We start from the raw sequence: 18468 nt of genomic DNA, 5'->3' as shown, positions 1-18468 counted from the left end.
CATGACGAGCGAAAGGAGCAGGTGATGTCCTCCCTCACCGACGACAGGGCCCAAGACACGGTCGAACTCTCGATCGGCGGCATGACCTGCGCTTCGTGCGCCAACCGGATCGAGCGCAAGCTCAACAAGCTCGACGGCGTGAGCGCGACCGTGAACTACGCCACCGAAAAAGCCAAGGTCACCTTCGGTGAAGGCGTCGATCCTCAGACGCTGATCGCCGAGGTGGAGAAGACCGGCTATACCGCCGCGCTCCCCGCGGAGCCGAAGGCTGACAATGCGCCGGGCGAGGCGGGAGGTGAACCGGCCGATGAGCTCGCTCCGCTGCGCCAGCGTCTGATCACCTCGGTGGTGCTCGCCGTGCCGGTGATCGCCATGTCGATGATCCCGCCCCTGCAGTTCGTCAACTGGCAGTGGCTGTCGCTCACCCTGGCCGCCCCGGTCGTCGTCTACGCCGGCTGGCCCTTCCACCGGGCCGCCTGGACGAACCTGCGCCACGGCGCCGCGACCATGGACACCCTGGTCTCGCTCGGCACGATCGCCGCGCTCGGCTGGTCGCTGTGGGCGCTGTTCTTCGGCACGGCGGGCACGCCCGGCATGACCCACCCGTTCGCGTTCACCATCGAGCGCACCGACGGCTCGGGCAACATCTATCTGGAGGCCGCCGCCGGAGTGACGGCGTTCATCCTGGCCGGCCGCTACTTCGAGGCCCGCTCCAAGCGCCGCGCGGGCGCCGCCCTGCGGGCCCTGCTGGAGCTGGGGGCCAAGGACGTCGCCGTCCTGCGCGACGGTGTCGAGACCCGCGTCCCCGCCGAGGACCTCAAGGCGGGTGACCGGTTCGTCGTCCGGCCCGGCGAGAAGATCGCCACCGACGGCGTGATCGAAGAGGGAACCTCCGCCATCGACGCCTCCATGCTCACCGGCGAATCGGTGCCGGTGGAGGTGCGCCCCGGCGAGGCGGTGACCGGCGCGACCGTCAACGCCGGTGGCCGCCTGCTCGTCCGCGCCACCCGCGTCGGATCCGACACCCAGCTGGCCCGGATGGCCAGGCTGGTCGAAGACGCTCAGACGGGTAAGGCCCAGGTCCAGCGGCTGGCCGACCGCATCTCCGGGATCTTCGTGCCGGTCGTGATCGCGTTGGCCGTCGGCACGCTCGGCTACTGGCTGGGAATCGGCGACGGGGCCGGGGCGGCCTTCACCGCCGCGGTGGCCGTGCTGATCATCGCCTGCCCGTGCGCCCTGGGTCTGGCCACGCCGACCGCCCTGCTGGTCGGCACCGGGCGCGGCGCCCAGCTCGGCATCCTGATCAAGGGCCCGGAGGTGCTGGAATCCACCAGGAAGATCGACACCGTCGTGCTCGACAAGACCGGGACCGTCACCGAGGGCAAGATGACCCTGGTCGGTGTCCATCTCGCCGACGGCGAGGACGAGACGCAGGTGCTGCGCCTGGCGGGCGCCCTGGAGCACGCCTCCGAACACCCCGTCGCCCAGGCCGTCGCCCGAGGAGCGGCCGAACGCGTGGGCGAGCTGCCCACCCCCGAGGACTTCGCCAACCGCGAAGGCCTCGGCGTACAGGGCATCGTCGACGGACACGCCGTGCTGGTGGGCCGCCCCGCGCTGCTCGCCGAGTGGTCCCAGCACCTGCCCACCGGCCTGGAGCGGGCACTCGCCGAGGCGCAGGCGGCGGGCCGCACAGCCGTCGCGGTCGGCTGGGACGGCCGGGCTCGCGCGGTCCTGGCGGTGGCCGACACCGTCAAGCCCACCTCGGCCGAGGCGATCCGACGGCTACGCGCCCTGGGCCTGAGGCCGGTGCTGCTCACCGGCGACAACGAGACCGTCGCGCGGTCGGTCGCGGCCGAGGTCGGCATCACCGAGGTCATCGCCGAGGTGCTGCCCGCCGGCAAGGTCGACGTCGTCAGGCGGCTGCAGGCCGAGGGCAGGTCGGTGGCCATGGTGGGTGACGGCGTCAACGACGCCGCGGCGCTCGCCCAAGCCGATCTGGGCCTGGCCATGGGCACCGGCACCGACGCGGCCATCGAGGCCTCCGACCTCACCCTGGTCCGCGGCGACCTGCGGGTGGCCGCCGACGCCATCCGGCTGTCACGCCGCACCCTGGCCACCATCAAGGGCAACCTGTTCTGGGCCTTCGCCTACAACGTGGCCGCCCTGCCCCTGGCCGCGCTCGGCCTGCTCAACCCGATGATCGCCGGGGCCGCGATGGCGTTCTCCTCGGTCTTCGTGGTCGGCAACAGCCTGCGCCTGCGCACCTTCACATAGCGAGACACCGGTGCGGCCGCGTTCGAGCACGTCCCCGACCGACGCCGGCCGGTGATACGACCACAGGCACTCCATGACCGTGGACTCCAGGTCTCCCGGACCGCGCATCAGGCGAGACTTCCCTCTACCGGCTGATCACTTACCGCCACCGGCCGTCGTAGAGGTCCGACCGTGCGTCACCTCGGCCCCCGGCCCGCCGGTCGCCGGGGGCGCGATCCGGGCGGGCCCGCGGCCCGCGACCTCCGGCACAAGGAGTGTTGTCCATATACCCCCTACCCGTATAAGGTGAGTGAAGTGTCGAGACAGTGCGCAGACCGGGAGGCTGTGATGGCGGAATCGATGGGTTCCAGGGATCATGCCGGACACGACGAGCCCCACGGGCACGACCACCTCGGGCACGCCGGTCATGCGCAGAAGGCCCCCTGGCGAGTAGCCGCCTCGGCGACCTTGCACTGCCTCACCGGGTGTGCCATCGGTGAGGTGCTCGGCATGGTGATCGGCACGGCTCTGGGATGGCCGAACGTGCCCACCATCGTCCTGGCCATCGTGCTGGCCTTCTTCTTCGGCTACGCGCTCACCCTGGTCGGGTTGCGCAGGGCCGGCGTCGACTGGCGCAAGGCCCTGCGACTGGCGCTGGCGGCCGACACCCTGTCCATCCTCGTCATGGAGATCGTCGACAACGGGGTGATGATCGCCGTCCCCGGCGCCATGGACGCCGAGCTGACGTCCGGCCTGTTCTGGGGCGCCCTCGCCTTCGCCCTCCTGGTGGCCTTCCTGGTCACCACGCCCATCAACAAGTGGATCATCGGCCGGGGCAAGGGACACGCCGTCGTCCACGCCTACCACCACTGACGGGCACCGGCGAGCACCGACCGGATACGCCCGATGCTCGACGCCCAGCAGGCCGCCTCCGTGGAAGCCGTGCGCCTCGAAGGCCTCCTCCATGGCGCCTGCCGTGCCGCGACGGTCCTGCCGGGCAGGCCGCCCTCTCGATCCGCCGCGCTCCTCAGGCCGAGGGGCGCGAGGCCCGGACGTAGTAGAGCATGACCGGCAGGTCGCCCTCGTCGGTGATGTGGAATCCGGCGTCGGGGATCAGGTCGCCGAGCAGGTCCCGCGGGCTGTGCCGCATCGCGGGGCCCGACACCATGCCGACGAGATGGGCGAGCAGGTGGTTGGCGGGCGGGCGGAACTCGGCGATCAGCAGCCGCCCGCCCGGCCGCAGTACCCGGAACATCTCCCTTACGGCGGCGCCGCGCTCGGCGGCCGGCATGTGGTGGACGGCCAGGCTGGAGACCACCACGTCGAAGGAGGCGTCGGGCAGGTCGAGCGCCTGCCCGGCGCCCGCGACGTAGGAGCAGTTGCCCGGGGCGCGTCGGCGGGCATGGTCGATCATGGGTGGTGAGGGGTCGACGCCGGTCACGTGGCCTGCCGGGCCGACGAGCGGGGCCAGGATCCGGGTCAGGTAGCCGGTGCCGCAGCCGACGTCGAGCACCTGGTCGCCCGGCCGGGTTCCGGACAGCGCCGCCAGGCGGGTGAAGATCTCGCGTCGTCGCCCGAGCAGGCCGATGTCGGCCGCGATGTCGTAGGCGCGGGGGTGATCGATCGTCCCGCCCTCGTCGGCGTGCTCGGCGTGATCGTGGAGCAATCTGCCCAGTCCCATTACCGTTCTCCTCTCGAACAACCTGTTCAATAATGAATGATCCGTTCGTTAGCATGACGGGGTCAACAACCACTTCCGCCTTGCTGTGCCATACCGAACAGGACCGGTGAAGTGTCCGGAAACACCGACAGGCGGGTGCGGCGCACCCGGCAGGCGATCCAGCGCGCGCTGGTGGAGCTGATCCTGGAGAAGGGGTATGAGCCGGTGACCGTCACCGACCTCATCAACCGCGCCGACGTCGGGCGCTCGACCTTCTACGCCCACTTCGCCGACAAGCAGGCCGTGTTGTTCGCCAACCTGGACGAGATCGCCTTTCTGCATCCGGCCCCGAGTACCGACGGCCCGCTGTTCGGTTTCAGCCTGGCGATGTTCGAGCACGTACAGGAGCAGCGCAGGCTGGTGCGGGCATTGCTCGGACGCCGTGGTGGCCGGATGGTGATGGCCCACGGCGAGCAACTGTTGCAGGCCGTCATCCGCGACGAACTGCTCGCCCGGGGCGGGCGCGCCGGTGCCTCGCTCGATCTGGTGGTCACCTGCGCCGTCGGGGCGTTCATGGCCTTGGTGCGCAAGTGGGTGGACGGGGAGATCGACGCCACGCCGGCCGAACTGGACGCGGCGTTCCACATGACGATCACACCCGGCGTACGAGCGTTACTGGCTCGGACGTGAGACCGGCGCGAAAGGCCGCCGGATCGTGACACGCCACCGGCTGGACGGCATGCTCCTGAAGACCTCCACAACCTGGGCGTATGCCATTTCAGCATAGATTTGCCTGTTTCCGTCTTTGACGGCATCGGATGCCGGCGTGAGACTTCTCTCCGCCCCGATCCATGACAGGAAGGCATCCCACCGTGCCCACCCGGCTTCTCCGACGCGCCGCGCTCCGGGCGCTGGCCTCCCTCGCGCTCGTCCCGATGGCGGGGGTCACCGCGACCGGCCACGCGTCCGCCGCCCCGTCCACCGTCCCTGCCGCGCCGGCGACGGCGCCGGCGCCGGGCCAGATCCGGGCCGCGAAGGAGCTGCGCGCGCTGGAGGCGTCCTTCAAGGGCCGGATCGGCGCGTACGCCGTCGACACCGCCACCGGCGCGACGATCGGCCACCGGTCGGGCGAGCGTTTCCCGATGCTGTCCACCTTCAAGGCGATGGCCGCCGCGGCCGTGCTGCACAGGGCCCGCACCTCCGAGCCCGGCCTGATGGACAAGGTCGTGCGCTGGACGGCCGCCGACCTGCGGGAGCATTCCCCGGTCACCGGGAAGCACGTGAAGGACGGGCTGACCGTCGCGCGGCTGTGCGAGGCGGCCGTCACCCGGAGCGACAACACCGCGGCCAACATGCTGCTGAGGCAGATCGGCGGCCCCGCCGGCCTGACCCGCTACCTCCGGACGCTGAAGGACCCGATCTCCCGGCTGGACCGGTGGGAGACCGAGCTCAACGACTGGAGTCCCAAGGAGAGGCGCGACACCACGACGCCCGCGTCCATGGGCCGTGACCTGCGCGCGGTCACGGTGGGGAACGCCCTCCACGCCAAGGACCGGGAACGGCTGAACGCCTGGCTGATCGCGAACACGACCGGGGACGCCCGCATCCGGGCGGGCCTGCCCAGGACCTGGACGATCGGCGACAAGACCGGTACGAGCTCCAGGTACGGGGCGGGGAACGACATCGCGGTGGTCTGGCCGGGCAGGTCGGCCGCCCCCGTCATCATGTCGATCTACACCAACCGCCGGACCGCGGACGGCGCCGTCGACGACAAGGTGGTCGCGAAGACCGCCACCATCCTCGCCCGCGGCCTCGGCAGGCTCTGATGCCGGGACAGCGTGAAGAGCCGGGGATCACCTCTCTCGCCGCGCTCCCCGGCCCCGTTCGTCCGATGCGCGCCAGGGGCGAAGGATGAACCCCTTCGGCGAGAAGCCGGACGACGCCGTCCGGCGGGCGCACCGCCCGCGCCGGGCCGGGACCCGATCGTCGGCGGGGGCGAAGATCGTGCGTCTGGCCGGCGCGGCGACGGCGGTGGGGGTGCTGACGGCCGGGCTCGCCCTGCCGGCCGTGGGAGGCGCGGGGGTGGTGATCGTCGGAGCGTCGGACGGGCTCGACCTCAATCCCGCGGAGCTCGCCGAGCCTCCGCTCGCCGAGAAGACGACCGTCCTCGACGCCGGGGGCCGTCCGATCGCGCAGTTCTGGGACGTGTACCGCGAGGTCGTACCGCTCGGCCAGGTCTCCGACGTCATGAAGAGGGCCATCGTCTCGATCGAGGACTACCGCTTCTACGAGCACGGTGCGATCGACCTCGAAGGCACGATGCGGGCCCTGGCCAAGAACCTCTCCTCGGGCAGGACGAGCCAGGGGGGTTCCAGCATCACCCAGCAGTACGTCAAGCAGGTGCTGCTGAACACCGCCGTCACCGAGAAGGAGAAGGAAAAGGCCCTGGAGGCCAGCTACGCGCGCAAGCTCACCGAGCTGCGCTACGCGATGGGGGTCGAGCGGAAGTACACCAAGGACCAGATCCTCGAGAAGTATCTCAACATCGCCTACTTCGGCGCCGGGGCCAACGGCATCGAGGCGGCGGCCAGGCGGTTCTTCGGCGTGCGCGCCTCCCGGCTCAACCTGTGGCAGGCGGCTACCCTGGCCGGAGCCGTGCAGCTGCCCACCGCCACCGATCCGGAGGGCGGCAGGGAGAACCGGCGAAGGCTGCTGGAACGGCGCGACGTCGTGCTCGACCGGATGGCGGAGCTCGGCGCGATCACCCCGCGGCAGGCCGCCGAGGCCAAGTCCAGGAAGCTCGGCTACCGGGGCACTCCCCTGCCCGGCAACTGCACGGCCAGCCCGTACCCCTACTTCTGCGTGTACGTGCGCGAGGAGTTCCTGCGCGATCCCGCGTTCGGCAGGACCGCGGAGCAGCGCGCCCGGCTCCTCTACCGCGGCGGCCTGACGATCAGGACGACGCTGGACCCCCGCATGCAGGCCGCGGCCGAGAAAGCCGTCAAGAGACACGTCCACGCCTCCGACGACCCCGTCGCCGCCGAGGCGCTGGTCCAGCCGGGCACCGGGATGATCAAGGCCATGGCGGCCAGCCGCGAGTACGGCACCTCCGCGCGCAGGCGCGAGATGTCGTACAACATCGTGGCCGACACCGACCACGGCGGCATCGGCGGGTTCCAGGCGGGCTCGACGTTCAAGACCTTCACCCTGATCACGGCCCTGAAGCAGGGCATGAGGATCGACGACGGCTTCACCGTCGGAAACGGCTACCGCGCCTCGGGCTACGCCGACTTCAAGAACTGCGAGGGCGAGAACGTCGGCGACCCGACGCACACCGTCACCAACGACGAGGGATCTCCCGGCTTCAAGTCGCTGCAGACCGGCACCTGGCAGTCGGTCAACACCTTCTTCATGGAACTCGAGCGCCGCGTCGGCCTGTGCGACACCGTCCGGACCGCCAGGTCGCTGGGCATCAAGCGAGCCGACAACCGCGAGCTGCAGGAGTACGAGACCTTCACCCTCGGCATCAACGAGATGGACCCGGTGACCGTCGCGAGCGCCTACGCCGCCATCGGCGCGCGCGGGAAGTACTGCGCTCCCATGGTCGTCACCCGGGTCACCGACCGGAACGGCAGGGCGACCGGCTACCGGCCGAAGTGCCGCCAGGTGCTGGATCCCGAGATCGCGGACGCCACGGCGCACATCCTGTCGGGGGTGTTCACCAAGGGCACGATGCGGGCGGTGGGCGGCATCGGCCGCGCCGCCGCCGGCAAGACCGGCACCAACGACGACCAGGCGAGCGCGTGGTTCGCGGGGTTCACCCCGGACCTGGCCGGCGCGGTGAGCATCGGCGACCCCCGAGGCGCCGTCGCGCACAAGCTGAACAACGTCACCATCGGCGGCAGATACCACGGCGCCGTCTTCGGGGCCACCATTCCCGGGCCGATCTGGAAGGACACCATGATCGGCGCGCTGAGGGGCGTGAGGGCCACCTCCTTCACCCCGATCGATCCGGTGCGTTTCGGCGGCTGCGGGCGGCACTGCCGGCCGGCCCGGACGCCTCCGGGCGGGGATCCGCACCACCTCGGCGACATCATGAACCGGGCGGGCGACCACGTGCGCGCCCGGCCACCCCGCTCGCCCGCCCCGCGCAAAAGCCGCGCCGCCCCGCCCCCCGCCCCCGCGAACCCCGGCACGGCCCGCAGATCCTGAAGCCGCACACCGGCGCTCTCCCCTGCCCGGAGCTTTCCGGGTGAACGCGCCGGTCCGGCCTCACCGGTGCCCCGATCTCCCCGCCTCGTCCTGGACGACGCCGCCGAACCCGCGCGGCCCGCGCCGCGCCTTCGGCTCACGGTCGGTGCGCACACCGATCCGGCCCCGCGCAAGGCACGGCGTGCAGCAGTGAACGCAGCAGCCGCGCGGCGGTGCCGGCGGACACCTCGCCGGGGGTGTTCACGATCTGGGCGGCGAGTCCGTCGACGAACGTGTGCAGGAGCGCCGCCCAGAGCTCGACCTGGGCATCGGGGTGCGGGACCGTGGCCCGGTCCGGTTCGCGGATCGACTCGTGCCCGCGCAGGACGGCGACGCACTGGCGGTACAGCGCCCGCTGGTCGCTCCACGTCACAGAGCCTCCCTCCGGAGGGTGCCGGCGTTCCCATTCCACGATCGCCGACCACAGCGCGTACTCCTCGCGCCGCTCGGCGTCGAGCGGCAGCATCTCCTCCACGATCGTGGCGATCCGCTCGACCGCCGAACCCCGCGTGCGGGGCCGCTGGACGCGCGGCAGGACCCGTCGGCGGAGGGCGTCGGTGGTGGCCCGCACGACGTAGGCCTGCAACTCGTGCTGGTTGCCAAAGTAATGCCGCAGCGACCCGGTGGACCAGCCGGCTTCGGCGGCGACCCCGCGGACGGTCACACCGGCGAGGCCCTCGCGCAGGATCACCCGGATGGCGGCCTCGCCGAGCTCGGCCCGCCGCCGGTCATGATCAACGAGTCGTGGCACGTCAACATATTAGCACGCATGTGTTATTTTAACTGACACGGGCGTATTATTACGGCTCGTTGGCTCCCGTAAGGAGACAGGTTTGTCGATCGAGACGATCGGGGCGGTGCTCGGGCTGGCCCTGCTCGACACGCTGAGCCCCACCGTGATCGGGGTGACGCTCTACCTGCTGCTGGCCAGGCCGCGCCGCGTGGGCGCGCTGCTCGGGGTGTATCTCGGATCGGTCGCGATCGCGTACTTCGCCCTGGGCGTGCTGCTCATGTTCGGCCTGGGCGCTGTCGTGCCGGTCATCGACGACACCGTGTGGGCCTGGGGGCAGGCCGTCCTCGGCGTGGCGCTCATCGTGGGGAGCTACTTCATCCCCGACAAGGACCCCGAACGCGCATCCGTCCGGGCCCGGTCCTTCACCTTGGGCTCGATGCTGCTGCTGGGGCTGGGGACCTGGCTGTTCGAGTTCGCCACCGCCGTGCCGTACTTCGCCGCGATCGGCGTCATGACCGCGGCCCACCTGACCGCCGTCCAGTGGTCGCCGCTCCTCGGCGTGTACGTGACCGTCATGGTGCTCCCGGGCATCCTGCTCCTCGCCGCGTGGGCCGCCCTGGGCGAACGGACGCGCGAGCGGTTCGAGCGGTGGCGGGACAAGCTCTCCTCGGGATCGCGCTCGACACTGCGCTGGATCGTCGGGATAGCGGGAGTCCTGATCCTCCTGGACGCGGCACCGGACCAGATCACCTTCACGACGAGCCCGTGACCGCCCGCGTCGGTCCCCGATCGAACCGTCTCGAACACGGGAACACGCGACACCGCACACGCGGCGTCGCGAGCCCGCGACCGCGCTCAGCCGACGGCGGCGCCGAACCACCTGGGCAGCCGGTCGAGCAGATCCCGCTGATCCTCACCCGCCCACGCCACGTGGCCGTCCGGCCGCAGCAGCACGGCGGGGACGTCCAGTTCCTCGCTGACGTCGACGACGTGGTCGACCCGATCCGCCCAGCCCTCCACCGAGAGCCGGCCGGTCTGGTCGAGCAGCAGCCCGCGGCCGCCGCGCGTCAGCTCGTAGAGGCGACCGCGCTTCAGCGCCACGTCCCGCATCCGCCGGCCGAGCAGGTCGTGTCCCTCGCCGACGTCGTAGCGGACCCCGATCGCGACGATCTTCTCGATCAGGTGCCGGTTCACGTCCTCGAAGTCCATCAGTTCCGCCAGCAGCCGGCGCACCGCCTGCGGCCCCGGCTCGGTGGACATCAGCTCCGTCTGCGCGCGGGTGTTGTCCAGCACGTCGGCGGCCACCGGGTGACGCTCGGTGTGGTAGCTGTCCAGCAGCCCCTCCGGTGCCCAGCCGCCGACCTCGGCCGCCAGCTTCCAGCCGAGGTTGAACGCGTCCTGCACGCCGAGGTTGAGCCCCTGCCCGCCCATCGGCGGGTGGATGTGCGCCGCGTCGCCGGCCAGCAGCACCCGGCCGACCCGGTAGCGCTCGGCCTGCCGGGTGGCGTCGCCGAAGCGGGACAGCCAGCGCGGTGAGTGCACGCCGAAGTCGGTGCCGGCGAAGACCCGCAGCTGTCGCCTGAACTCCTCCAGGGTCGGCGGGACCGAGCGGTCCCCGGCCACCCCCTCGGCGGGCACGACGACGCGGTGCGCCCCGCCCCCGATGGGGCCGACGCCGAACCGCAGCTGGGTCTTGCGGACTTCGGCCACCACGGCGGCCAGCGTCTCCGGCGGCACGGCCACCTCCATCTCGCCCAGCAGCGTGTCGATTCTGGAGGGCTCACCGGGAAAGCCGACGCCGAGCAGCTTGCGCACCGTGCTGCGGCCGCCGTCGCAGCCGACGAGGTAGCGCGAGCGCAGTCGCGTGCCGTCCGCCAGCTCGGCGGTCACCCCGTGCTCGTCCTGGTTCAGCCCGGCCAGCTCGCAGCCGCGCCGGATCTCGGCGCCGAGCTCGGCGGCGCGCTCGGCCAGCAGGCGATCGGTGATGGTCTGCGGGATGCCGAGGACGTAGCCGTGGGCGGTGTCCAGCCGGTCGGGCGAGGGCTTGGTGATGCCGGCGAAGAAACCACCGACCGGATGCCGCCGGCCGTGCGCGAGGAACCGCTCCAGCAGGCCGCGTTGGTCCATCACCTCGATGCTGCGCACGTGCAGGCCGAGCGAGCGGACATACGCGGTCGGCTCCGCCTCCTTCTCCAGCACGAGCACGCGCACGCCGTGCAGCCGCAGCTCGCCGGCCAGCATCAGGCCGGTCGGCCCCCCACCGGCGACGATCACGTCAATCATGAGAACCCCCCATTCGACAAGGTCGCGTTTCGGCCGGCCGCTCCGCGCGGTCCGGCGGCGGTTCGAGGTCCCGCGTGCCTCGCACGTCGATCAACAAAGGAACACGTGCTTCGCGAACTCCTGATTTCCGCAGGTCCTGGCCTCGGCCGACGATTCTGCAGCATGACCCGGGTCTTGCCGCAAGCCCCCCGGTGCGCTATATGTTGAGAGTGGCAAGGAGTGTGTGAGCTCCTTGCCTTTGCCTTTTGTCGCCCGTCGCGGACGGGCAGGCCCCTCCCGAAGCGGTGACGCGCCGCGTACGGCGATGCCGCCACCGCCGGACGCACCTGGAGCTCATGCCTCCTCGTCGGCGTCGGCGGCGGGCCGAAGGCGACGCGGCGTCCCGCCTCCGGGCGCTTGACCGGCAGCGGCAGCCGCACGTCGTGGTCGTAGGCGGTGGACCTGCCGCGCACGAGGCGCTGCCGGCCGGAAAGAGGGCGTTCTACTCGGGCGTCTCGCCTTCCGGTGAGAGTTCGACCTGTTCCAGCGGGTTCACCGCGGGCCCCTGCAGGACGGCGCCGTCGATGCCGAAGCGTGAGCCGTGGCATGGGCACTCCCAGGCGCGTTCGGCCTCGTTGAAGGCCACCACGCACCCCAGATGGGTGCACAGGGCCGACACCGCGTGCAGGCCTCCGTCCTCGTCGCGGTACACCGCGCAGCGCCTGCCGTCGTTCTTGACCACTTTCGCCTGGCCGGGCGACAGGCCGGTCACCTCGTCGGAGGCGCCCGCCGCCAGGCGGTCGGCGACGAAGTGCCGGGCGACGGCGGTCTGCATCTTCAGCGCCGGGCCGGCCTCGCGCAGGGGATGCAGCCGCCGGGGATCGTACAGCCGGGCCCACGGCGACTCCTCGCCGGTGATCAGCGCGCTGAGCAGCAAGCCGGCCATCACGCCGTTGCTCATGCCCCAGCCGCCGAATCCGGTGGCGACGTGGACGTGCCGCGCGCCGGCGTGCAGGGGGCCGACGAAGGGCAGGCGGTCGGTGGTGTCGTTGTCCTGGGCCGCCCACCAGTGCGTGAAGCGGGTCGTGCCGAACCGGTCGGTGGTCCACGAGCGCAACCGCCGCAGCCGGTCGTTCACGTGACCGGCGCCGGGGGTGAAGGGCTCGCCGGTGACGATCAGCAGGCGCTGCCCGTTCCCGTAGGGGGCGGTGCGGACCGAGCGGGTGTTGTCCTCGGTGGTGATGAACATGGCGCCGGGATCCTGCTCGGCCGGGATGGCGGCGGCGACGACCAGCTCGCGGTGCGGCTGCATCCGGGCGAACAGCAGGGCACGGTCGAAGATCGGGTAGTGCGTGGCCACCACCACGTCCCGGGCGGTGACGGTGAGCCCGGTGGAGGTGGTGAGACGACAGGGACTCCCCTCCGCCAGGCCGACGACGCGCGTGCCCTCGAAGACGAGCGCGCCGGAGGCGGTCATGGCCTGGACGAGCGCGAGGAGGTAGGCGCGGGGGTGGAACTGGGCCTGGTCCTCCACCCGTACCGCCCCGGCGATCGGGAAGGGCAGTGAGCTCTCGGTCACGAAGGAGGCCGGCAGCCCGGCCCGCGCGGCGGCTTCGGCCTCCGCCCGCAGACGGTCCAGGCCGTCGGCCGATTCGGCATAGGTGAGGGCCGGGACCCGTTCGAGGCCGCAGTCGACGCCGAGGTCGGCGGCGGTGGCGACGAGGTGCTCGATGGCCTGCTGCTGGGAGCGGGCGTACAGGCCGGCCGCCTGCGGCCCGGCCGAGGAGGCGAGGTCGGCGTAGATCAGGGTGTGCTGGGCCGACAGTTTCGCCGTGGTGTGGCCGGTGACCCCGGCCGCGACCCGGCCCGCCTCCAGGACGGCCACCGTGCGCCCCGCCCGGGTGAGTTCCCAGGCCGTGCTCAGACCGGCGATCCCGGCACCGATCACGACGACGTCCACCCGCAGATCGCGTTCGAGAACCGGATGGGAGACGCCGGGTGCCGATTCCATCCAATAGGACTGCATGGTCATGGCCGGGTGTGTGCCCCGACGGACGACACGCAAACGACGGCCCTGGCGACGCGCCGTGCGAAGCGGTGGCCTGTCGCGTGAGGAGACAGGCGCGCTCCGCCCCTCGGCACGGGCCGGCAGGATGGCGTCACCGGCCGGCTCGCAGCAGGCCGAGATCTCCCCGACAGGAGAAGAAATTTGATCTCGAAGGCCGTTCGCGTGGGGCGGTGACGGGTAGGCGCACCCCATGTCGGACAACCAAGAAGGCGCCGGGCAGCCGCCGCAGGAACAGCCCTATCCGGGACACAGCGGGGCGATGACCCCGGAGCCGCGAGATGAGATGCGCGCGTACACCGGTCGCGGCCTGCTGCCGGGACGGAAAGCACTGGTGACCGGAGGCGATTCCGGGATCGGCCGGGCGGTCGCGGTGGCGTTCGCCAAAGAGGGCGCGGATGTGGCCGTGGCCTACCTGAACGAGCACGAGGACGCCGAGCACACCAAGGAGCTCGTCGAGAAGGAGGGCCGGCGATGCGTACTGCTCCCCGGTGACCTGGCCGTGCCCGAGCACTGCCGGGAGGTCGTCGAGGCCGCCGCCGGCGCGCTGGGAGGGCTTGACCTGCTGGTCAACAACGTCGCGACCCAGTCGCCGGTGGACTCCCTGCAGGAGCTCGACGACGAGCAGTGGGAACGGACCTTCGCAGTCAACATCGGCAGCTACTTCTGGGTGACCAAGGCGGCGCTGGCTCATCTCCCGCAGGGGGCGGCGATCATCAACACCTCGTCGGTCAACGGGCTTCGCGGTAACAAGACGCTCATCGACTACTCGGCGGCCAAGGGCGCGGTCCTCGCCTTCACCTACTCGCTGGCGCAGACGCTGCTGGAGCGGGGCATCCGGGTGAACGCGGTGGCCCCGGGGCCGGTGTGGACGCCGCTGATCCCGGCGACTTTCCCTCCGGAAAAGGTGGAGAAGTTCGGGCAGCAGACGCCGATGAAACGCGCCGCGCAACCCGATGAGATCGCTCCTTCCTACGTCTTCTTCGCCGCCGAGCAGCTCTCCTCGTACTACACGGGAGAGGTTCTCGCACCGGTCGGTGGCGAGACGATGCCCGGCTGAGGAGGACCTCTCGCGGCGGTCCGCCCGCGGTCATGATGTCCGCTCGTGCCCCTCACCTGCCAGGACCGCTGTCGTCACTCCTGCCGCGCGCCGTTTTCCCGATGAGAAAGCGGCTCCCCCCGGGCGGGGCGGAGCCGCTTTTCTCCCGGCCAAGGGCATTGTTCAGTCGCTGGTCAGCGCGTCGAGGAGGTCGCCGACCGGTGCGTCGGGCAGGGCGCGGGCCACATCGGCCAGCGCCACCATCCCCACCAGGGTGTGGCCGTCGATGACCGGCAGGCGCCGTACCTTGTGCGAGGCCATCGTGCGCAGGATCTCCCGGGCGTCGTCGTCGGCGCCGATGGTGACGGGCTTGCCCTGGGCCAGCTCGCCGACCTGGCACGCCTTGGGCTCCCTGCCCGCGGCCAGCACCTTCACCACGATGTCACGGTCGGTGAGCATGCCCTGCAGCCGGTCGTCGGAGCCGCAGATCGGCAGCGAGCCGACATCCAGCCGGGCCATCTTCTCGGCCGCCTCCAGCACCGTCTCCTCAGCGCGCGCGCACTCGGCGTCCGGCGTCATGATCTCTCGTGCCGTGGACATTCTCCGCTCCTTTCGTCGCTGCCGCCCGAAGCGGGCGGTTCGGGTGTCGGCTCGCCTACCCCCGATCTCCGTGCCGACACCCTCGGCGGCGAAGCCGAAGGCACCTGAAAAAAGGCGATCGCCAGTGTGATGAGCAGGCAGAACGCGATCGGTACCCGGCCGGGAAAAGGCCGTCGTCCTCGTCACCGCCCCAGACCTTTTTGATGCTCCTCCTGCGGTCTCATCCGCGCTGACCGGTGGTGGCGATTCCCTGGAGGAAGTGCCGCTGGCCGAGGAAGAAGATCACGATCAGCGGCACGGTCGTGATCACGCTGGCCGCCAGGACGATCTCCCATTTCGGGTCGCCGCCCTGGTAGAACTGGTCGACGACCGCCTTCAGCCCCCGGGGCAGCGTGTAGAGCGCGGGGTCCTGCAGATAGATCAGCGGCTTCATCAGGTCGAACCAGCTGGCCTTGAGCTCGAAGACGAACGCGATGATCAGGGCGGGCCGCGACAGGGGCAGCGCGATCCGCCGGAAGAGGTCGAGGTAGGAGGCTCCGTCCACGCGGGCGGCCTCGAAGACGTAGCGGGGCACGCCGAGCAGGAACTGCCGCAGCAGGAAGATGTAGAAGGCCGAGCCGAACAGGTTGCCCGCCCACAGCGGCACCTGCGTGCCGGTCAGCCCCGCCGACTTCCAGATGAGGTAGGTGGGCACCAGGGTGACCGCGGCGGGCAACATCATGGTGCCCAGCACGCTCGCGAACAGCAGGTTGCGGCCGGGAAAGCGGAAGTAGGCGAAGCCGAAGGCGACGAAGGCGCTCGACAGCGTCACGGTGAGCGCGGCCGTCACCCCGACCACCAGCGTGTTGACCAGCCAGCCGAACATCGGTGCCGCGTCCCAGACCGCGAGGTAGTTCTCCGGGCGGAACGGCACCGGCCAGGGCAGGAAGGGGTTGGAGAACGTCTGGTCACGGGGTTTCAGCGACGCGGTGACCAGCCACACGAACGGATAGAGGAAGACCACCGAGACGGCGGACAGGACGGTGAGGAAGAAGATCCTGCGTGTCGGCCGCGCCGCGGTGTCCGGCGCGGCCGGCGGGACGGCGATGACGGGCCGGGCGTCTCGTACGGCGGTCATCAGCCGTGCTCCTCGGTCTCGTAGTGGACGAGCCTGTTGCCCACCTTCACCTGGACGGCGGTGATGAGCGCGATGACCAGGAACAGCAGCCAGGCCAGCGCGGAGGCGTACCCCATGTGCAGGAACTGGAAGGCCTGCTGGAACAGGTAGACGACGTAGAACAGCGCGGCGTCGCCGTACGCCTCCCGGGCGCTCTGGGTGCCGAAGAACATCGTGTAGACCTGGTCGAACATCTGCAGCGAGGTGATCGTGTTGATGATCACCACGAAGAACAGGGCGGCGCTGATCATGGGAACGGTGACCGACCGGAACCGCTGCCAGGGGCCGGCACCGTCGATCATCGCGGCCTCGCTGAGCTCGCGCGGGACGTTGCGGAGCGCGGCGAACAGGATGATCGTGGTCGAGCCCAGGTTCCACAGCGACATCAGCACGATGCCGGCCAGCATCCAGTCGGGATCGGTCGTCCACTGCGGCCCCTCGACCCCGAAGAGGCCCAGGATCCGGTTGACCACGCCCGCCTGGCCGTTCAGCAGGAACAAGAACAGCACGCCGACCGCGACGTGCGGGGTCATGGACGGCAGGTAGAAGATCGTCCGGAACACCCCGGCGGACCGGCCCGTGACGCGGTTCAGCAGCAGCGCCAGGGCCAGGGCCAGGGCGATCGACAGCGGGACGTGCGTCACGGTGTACAGCAGGGTGTTGCCCACGGCGCGGACGACCTTGGGGTCCTGTGCCATCGCGGTGTAGTTGTCGAGGCCGGTGAAGCGCGGCGCGCCGATCAGGTCGTAGTCGGTGAAGGACAGCGCGAGGCTGGCGATCATCGGCCCCAGCTGGAAGACGAGCAGGCCGATCAGCCAGGGCAGCAGGAAGACGTACGCCCAGCGCGTCTCGCCGCTCAGGGCCCTCCACCTGGGTAGGCGTGCGGGAGCGGTGGCGGTCATGAGGTGGCCTGGTCGATGGCCTTCTGCGCCTCGGCCTGCGCCTGCCGCAGCGCGGCGGCCGCGTCCTGCTGTCCCTGCAGCACGCGGGTGCCCGCGTCCTTCCAGGCGTTCGTGAACTCCGCGGCGGCGGCCGACTGCGGAACCACGAAACCGGCGTTCTGTACGGCGCGGATGGTCTTCACCGCGTCGTCGTAGGCCTGGTGGCCGCTGGGCTTGACCAGATCGGAGAAGATCACCTCGTCGGCCCTGGCGTTGCCGGTGTAGGTCCCGATGTTGACCTTGCCCTCCTTGGCGCGTTTGTCCGCACGGGCCCTGGCCGCCGCGACCCAGGTGTCGGCCGCGGTCATGGTCTTGATCCACGAGCAGGCGGCGTCGGGGTTGCGGGCGCCCTTGGGGATCACCCAGGCGTTGCCGCCCACGTTGTTGACCAGCCTGCCCTGCCGGTCGGTGAACGGCAGCACCGTGATGTCCGCGTCCGGCGCGACGCCGGCCATCGCGCTGACCACGAACTGCTCGGTGAGCATCGCGCCGAGCTGGTCCTTGGCGAACGGGTTGCCCTGCCCGAAGTAGTCGAAGGTGTCGGTGAAGGCCTTCAGCTTCTTCCAGCCGCCCTGGGACTCCACCAGCCGCGCGGCGTACTGCATCGCCTCGGTGACCTTCGGATCGTCCAGCCGGGAGGTACGGCCGTCCGCGGTGAGCAGGTCCGCGCCGTTGGCCTTGGCCCACAGGGGCAGGAACTCGGGCAGTTTCGGGTGGAAGCCGAACCGCTCGATCCTGCCGTCCTCGATCCGGGTCATCTTCTTGGCCAGCCGGGCCAGCCCGTCCCAGTCGGAGGTGTCGATGCGCGCCGGGTCCACCCCCGCCTCCCGGGCCGCCTTGTTGTTCACCACCAGCACGATCGAGTTGTAGAACTCCGGCATGCCGTACCAGGCGCCGTCGTACTTCACCTGCTGCTGGGCGGCCGGGTAGAAGTCGCCGGTCGCGATGGACTGCTCGGCCACGCAGCGGTCCAGCGGCTGGATGGCGCCGCGGGCCGCGTAGCCGCCGATCCGTTCCCGGGCCAGGTAGACGACGTCGGGCGGGTTGCCCGAGGCCACCGCCGACAGGAACGCCTGCTCGTCGAACTGGCCCTGGTTGATCGTCAGCTTCACGTCGGGACGCGCCTTCTTGAAGGCGTCCACCCGGACGGTGGCGATCTCGTCGGGCAGGCCGAACCCCATCGTGGTCAGCGTCGCCGGCCCCCCGCCCGGCTCGCTCGCCTTGCGATCGGCCCCGACTCCCCCGCACGCGGCCAGACAACCGACCAGTACGGCCGCCGTGACCGTGTCGCCCATGCGCAGACCAGGCATCGTCGCCTTCTCCCTGCTTTCCGAGAACGATGACGCGCTCCGTCTTCCCGGCGAACGAGAAATAAACGGAGACGCGATCCCACCTGGCTCATCGGGAATGACCGCGAAACGCGACGCGGCCCGCGCCGAGGGCGACCCTCGTCTTCGGGTTCGTGCTGACCGCGATGCGATGACACGGCGGGGGTTCCGGCGCTTCGG

Annotated in this window: 15 protein-coding genes; 7 read left to right on the top strand and 8 right to left on the bottom strand. The window is 70.8% G+C overall.

The features are described from left to right. Positions 1 to 24 precede the first annotated feature (24 nt). Together ACVCAG_RS36530 and ACVCAG_RS36525 are read left to right on the top strand one after the other, a co-directional pair. Complete coding sequence (locus ACVCAG_RS36530) at positions 25 to 2274, top strand: heavy metal translocating P-type ATPase (protein ID WP_447191235.1); 2250 nt, start codon at positions 25 to 27, stop codon at positions 2272 to 2274. Positions 2275 to 2601: 327 nt separating this feature from the next. After that, positions 2602 to 3126 (top strand): DUF4396 domain-containing protein, encoded by a 525-nt coding sequence (locus ACVCAG_RS36525; RefSeq protein WP_447191234.1) that lies wholly within the window; start codon positions 2602 to 2604, stop codon positions 3124 to 3126. Between the two features lie 154 nt (positions 3127 to 3280). On the opposite strand, the gene ACVCAG_RS36520 is transcribed toward ACVCAG_RS36525, so the two are convergent. After that, entirely contained in the window at positions 3281 to 3934 is a 654-nt protein-coding gene (locus tag ACVCAG_RS36520; RefSeq protein WP_440088344.1) for a methyltransferase domain-containing protein, read from the bottom strand. A gap of 111 nt (positions 3935 to 4045) precedes the next feature. Between ACVCAG_RS36520 and ACVCAG_RS36515 the strand changes: the two genes are divergently transcribed. From ACVCAG_RS36515 to ACVCAG_RS36505, 3 genes are all read left to right on the top strand, one after another. Next, positions 4046 to 4603 carry a TetR family transcriptional regulator gene (locus ACVCAG_RS36515; RefSeq protein WP_440088343.1) on the top strand — a complete coding sequence of 186 codons (558 nt, stop codon included), beginning with the start codon at positions 4046 to 4048 and terminating at the stop codon, positions 4601 to 4603. Positions 4604 to 4764: 161 nt separating this feature from the next. Next, a complete protein-coding gene (gene bla / locus ACVCAG_RS36510; protein WP_447191233.1) occupies positions 4765 to 5739 on the top strand; it encodes a class A beta-lactamase in 975 nt (324 codons plus the stop codon). An 85-nt stretch (positions 5740 to 5824) separates the two neighbouring features. Next, positions 5825 to 8125, top strand: a complete 2301-nt coding sequence (locus tag ACVCAG_RS36505) for a transglycosylase domain-containing protein (protein ID WP_447191232.1) — start codon at positions 5825 to 5827, stop codon at positions 8123 to 8125. Between the two features lie 136 nt (positions 8126 to 8261). Here ACVCAG_RS36505 and ACVCAG_RS36500 read toward each other — a convergent pair whose 3' ends face one another. Then, positions 8262 to 8915: a TetR family transcriptional regulator C-terminal domain-containing protein gene (locus ACVCAG_RS36500; protein WP_440088339.1), complete on the bottom strand. Its 654-nt coding sequence runs from the start codon at positions 8913 to 8915 to the stop codon at positions 8262 to 8264. An 82-nt stretch (positions 8916 to 8997) separates the two neighbouring features. Here ACVCAG_RS36500 and ACVCAG_RS36495 point away from each other — a divergent pair, with 82 nt between their 5' ends. Next, positions 8998 to 9666, top strand: a complete 669-nt coding sequence (locus ACVCAG_RS36495; protein WP_440088337.1) for a GAP family protein — start codon at positions 8998 to 9000, stop codon at positions 9664 to 9666. Positions 9667 to 9752: 86 nt separating this feature from the next. On the opposite strand, the gene rox is transcribed toward ACVCAG_RS36495, so the two are convergent. Both rox and ACVCAG_RS36485 read right to left on the bottom strand, forming a co-directional pair. Continuing rightward, positions 9753 to 11180, bottom strand: a complete 1428-nt coding sequence (gene rox / locus ACVCAG_RS36490) for a rifampin monooxygenase (RefSeq protein ID WP_440088336.1) — start codon at positions 11178 to 11180, stop codon at positions 9753 to 9755. 481 nt (positions 11181 to 11661) lie between these two features. Beyond that, positions 11662 to 13170: an FAD-dependent oxidoreductase gene (locus tag ACVCAG_RS36485; RefSeq protein ID WP_440088335.1), complete on the bottom strand. Its 1509-nt coding sequence runs from the start codon at positions 13168 to 13170 to the stop codon at positions 11662 to 11664. A 247-nt stretch (positions 13171 to 13417) separates the two neighbouring features. Here ACVCAG_RS36485 and ACVCAG_RS36480 point away from each other — a divergent pair, with 247 nt between their 5' ends. Next, complete coding sequence (locus ACVCAG_RS36480) at positions 13418 to 14284, top strand: SDR family oxidoreductase (RefSeq protein WP_440088334.1); 867 nt, start codon at positions 13418 to 13420, stop codon at positions 14282 to 14284. Between the two features lie 162 nt (positions 14285 to 14446). Here ACVCAG_RS36480 and ACVCAG_RS36475 read toward each other — a convergent pair whose 3' ends face one another. The 4 genes from ACVCAG_RS36475 to ACVCAG_RS36460 form a co-directional block, all read right to left on the bottom strand. Beyond that, a complete protein-coding gene (locus ACVCAG_RS36475) occupies positions 14447 to 14863 on the bottom strand; it encodes a CBS domain-containing protein (RefSeq protein WP_447190461.1) in 417 nt (138 codons plus the stop codon). A 220-nt stretch (positions 14864 to 15083) separates the two neighbouring features. Further along, positions 15084 to 15980 (bottom strand): ABC transporter permease subunit, encoded by an 897-nt coding sequence (locus ACVCAG_RS36470; RefSeq protein ID WP_440088332.1) that lies wholly within the window; start codon positions 15978 to 15980, stop codon positions 15084 to 15086. Further along, a complete protein-coding gene (locus ACVCAG_RS36465) occupies positions 15980 to 16921 on the bottom strand; it encodes a carbohydrate ABC transporter permease (RefSeq protein WP_447191231.1) in 942 nt (313 codons plus the stop codon). Before ACVCAG_RS36465 ends, ACVCAG_RS36470 begins: the two co-directional genes overlap by 1 nt. Further along, entirely contained in the window at positions 16918 to 18270 is a 1353-nt protein-coding gene (locus tag ACVCAG_RS36460) for an ABC transporter substrate-binding protein (RefSeq protein WP_447191230.1), read from the bottom strand. The genes ACVCAG_RS36465 and ACVCAG_RS36460 overlap by 4 nt, the downstream gene beginning before the upstream one ends. Between the last annotated feature and the right edge of the window lie 198 nt (positions 18271 to 18468).

The organism is Streptosporangium sp. G12 (genome assembly GCF_052983175.1).
Note: the sequence above shows the minus strand (reverse complement) of the source record. Positions and strands in the feature narration are given on the sequence as shown.

What these genes read in the sequence shown, in the direction of transcription:
- ACVCAG_RS36525 (WP_447191234.1), top strand. Translation starts at nt 2,602, where the DNA reads ATGGCGGAATCGATGGGTTCCAGGGATCATGCCGGACACGACGAGCCC.
- ACVCAG_RS36470 (WP_440088332.1), bottom strand. Translation starts at nt 15,980, where the DNA reads ATGACCGCCGTACGAGACGCCCGGCCCGTCATCGCCGTCCCGCCGGCC.
- bla (WP_447191233.1), top strand. Translation starts at nt 4,765, where the DNA reads ATGACAGGAAGGCATCCCACCGTGCCCACCCGGCTTCTCCGACGCGCC.
- ACVCAG_RS36530 (WP_447191235.1), top strand. Translation starts at nt 25, where the DNA reads ATGTCCTCCCTCACCGACGACAGGGCCCAAGACACGGTCGAACTCTCG.
- ACVCAG_RS36505 (WP_447191232.1), top strand. Translation starts at nt 5,825, where the DNA reads ATGAACCCCTTCGGCGAGAAGCCGGACGACGCCGTCCGGCGGGCGCAC.
- ACVCAG_RS36480 (WP_440088334.1), top strand. Translation starts at nt 13,418, where the DNA reads ATGTCGGACAACCAAGAAGGCGCCGGGCAGCCGCCGCAGGAACAGCCC.
- rox (WP_440088336.1), bottom strand. Translation starts at nt 11,180, where the DNA reads ATGATTGACGTGATCGTCGCCGGTGGGGGGCCGACCGGCCTGATGCTG.
- ACVCAG_RS36475 (WP_447190461.1), bottom strand. Translation starts at nt 14,863, where the DNA reads ATGTCCACGGCACGAGAGATCATGACGCCGGACGCCGAGTGCGCGCGC.
- ACVCAG_RS36485 (WP_440088335.1), bottom strand. Translation starts at nt 13,170, where the DNA reads ATGGAATCGGCACCCGGCGTCTCCCATCCGGTTCTCGAACGCGATCTG.
- ACVCAG_RS36460 (WP_447191230.1), bottom strand. Translation starts at nt 18,270, where the DNA reads ATGCCTGGTCTGCGCATGGGCGACACGGTCACGGCGGCCGTACTGGTC.
- ACVCAG_RS36520 (WP_440088344.1), bottom strand. Translation starts at nt 3,934, where the DNA reads ATGGGACTGGGCAGATTGCTCCACGATCACGCCGAGCACGCCGACGAG.
- ACVCAG_RS36465 (WP_447191231.1), bottom strand. Translation starts at nt 16,921, where the DNA reads ATGACCGCCACCGCTCCCGCACGCCTACCCAGGTGGAGGGCCCTGAGC.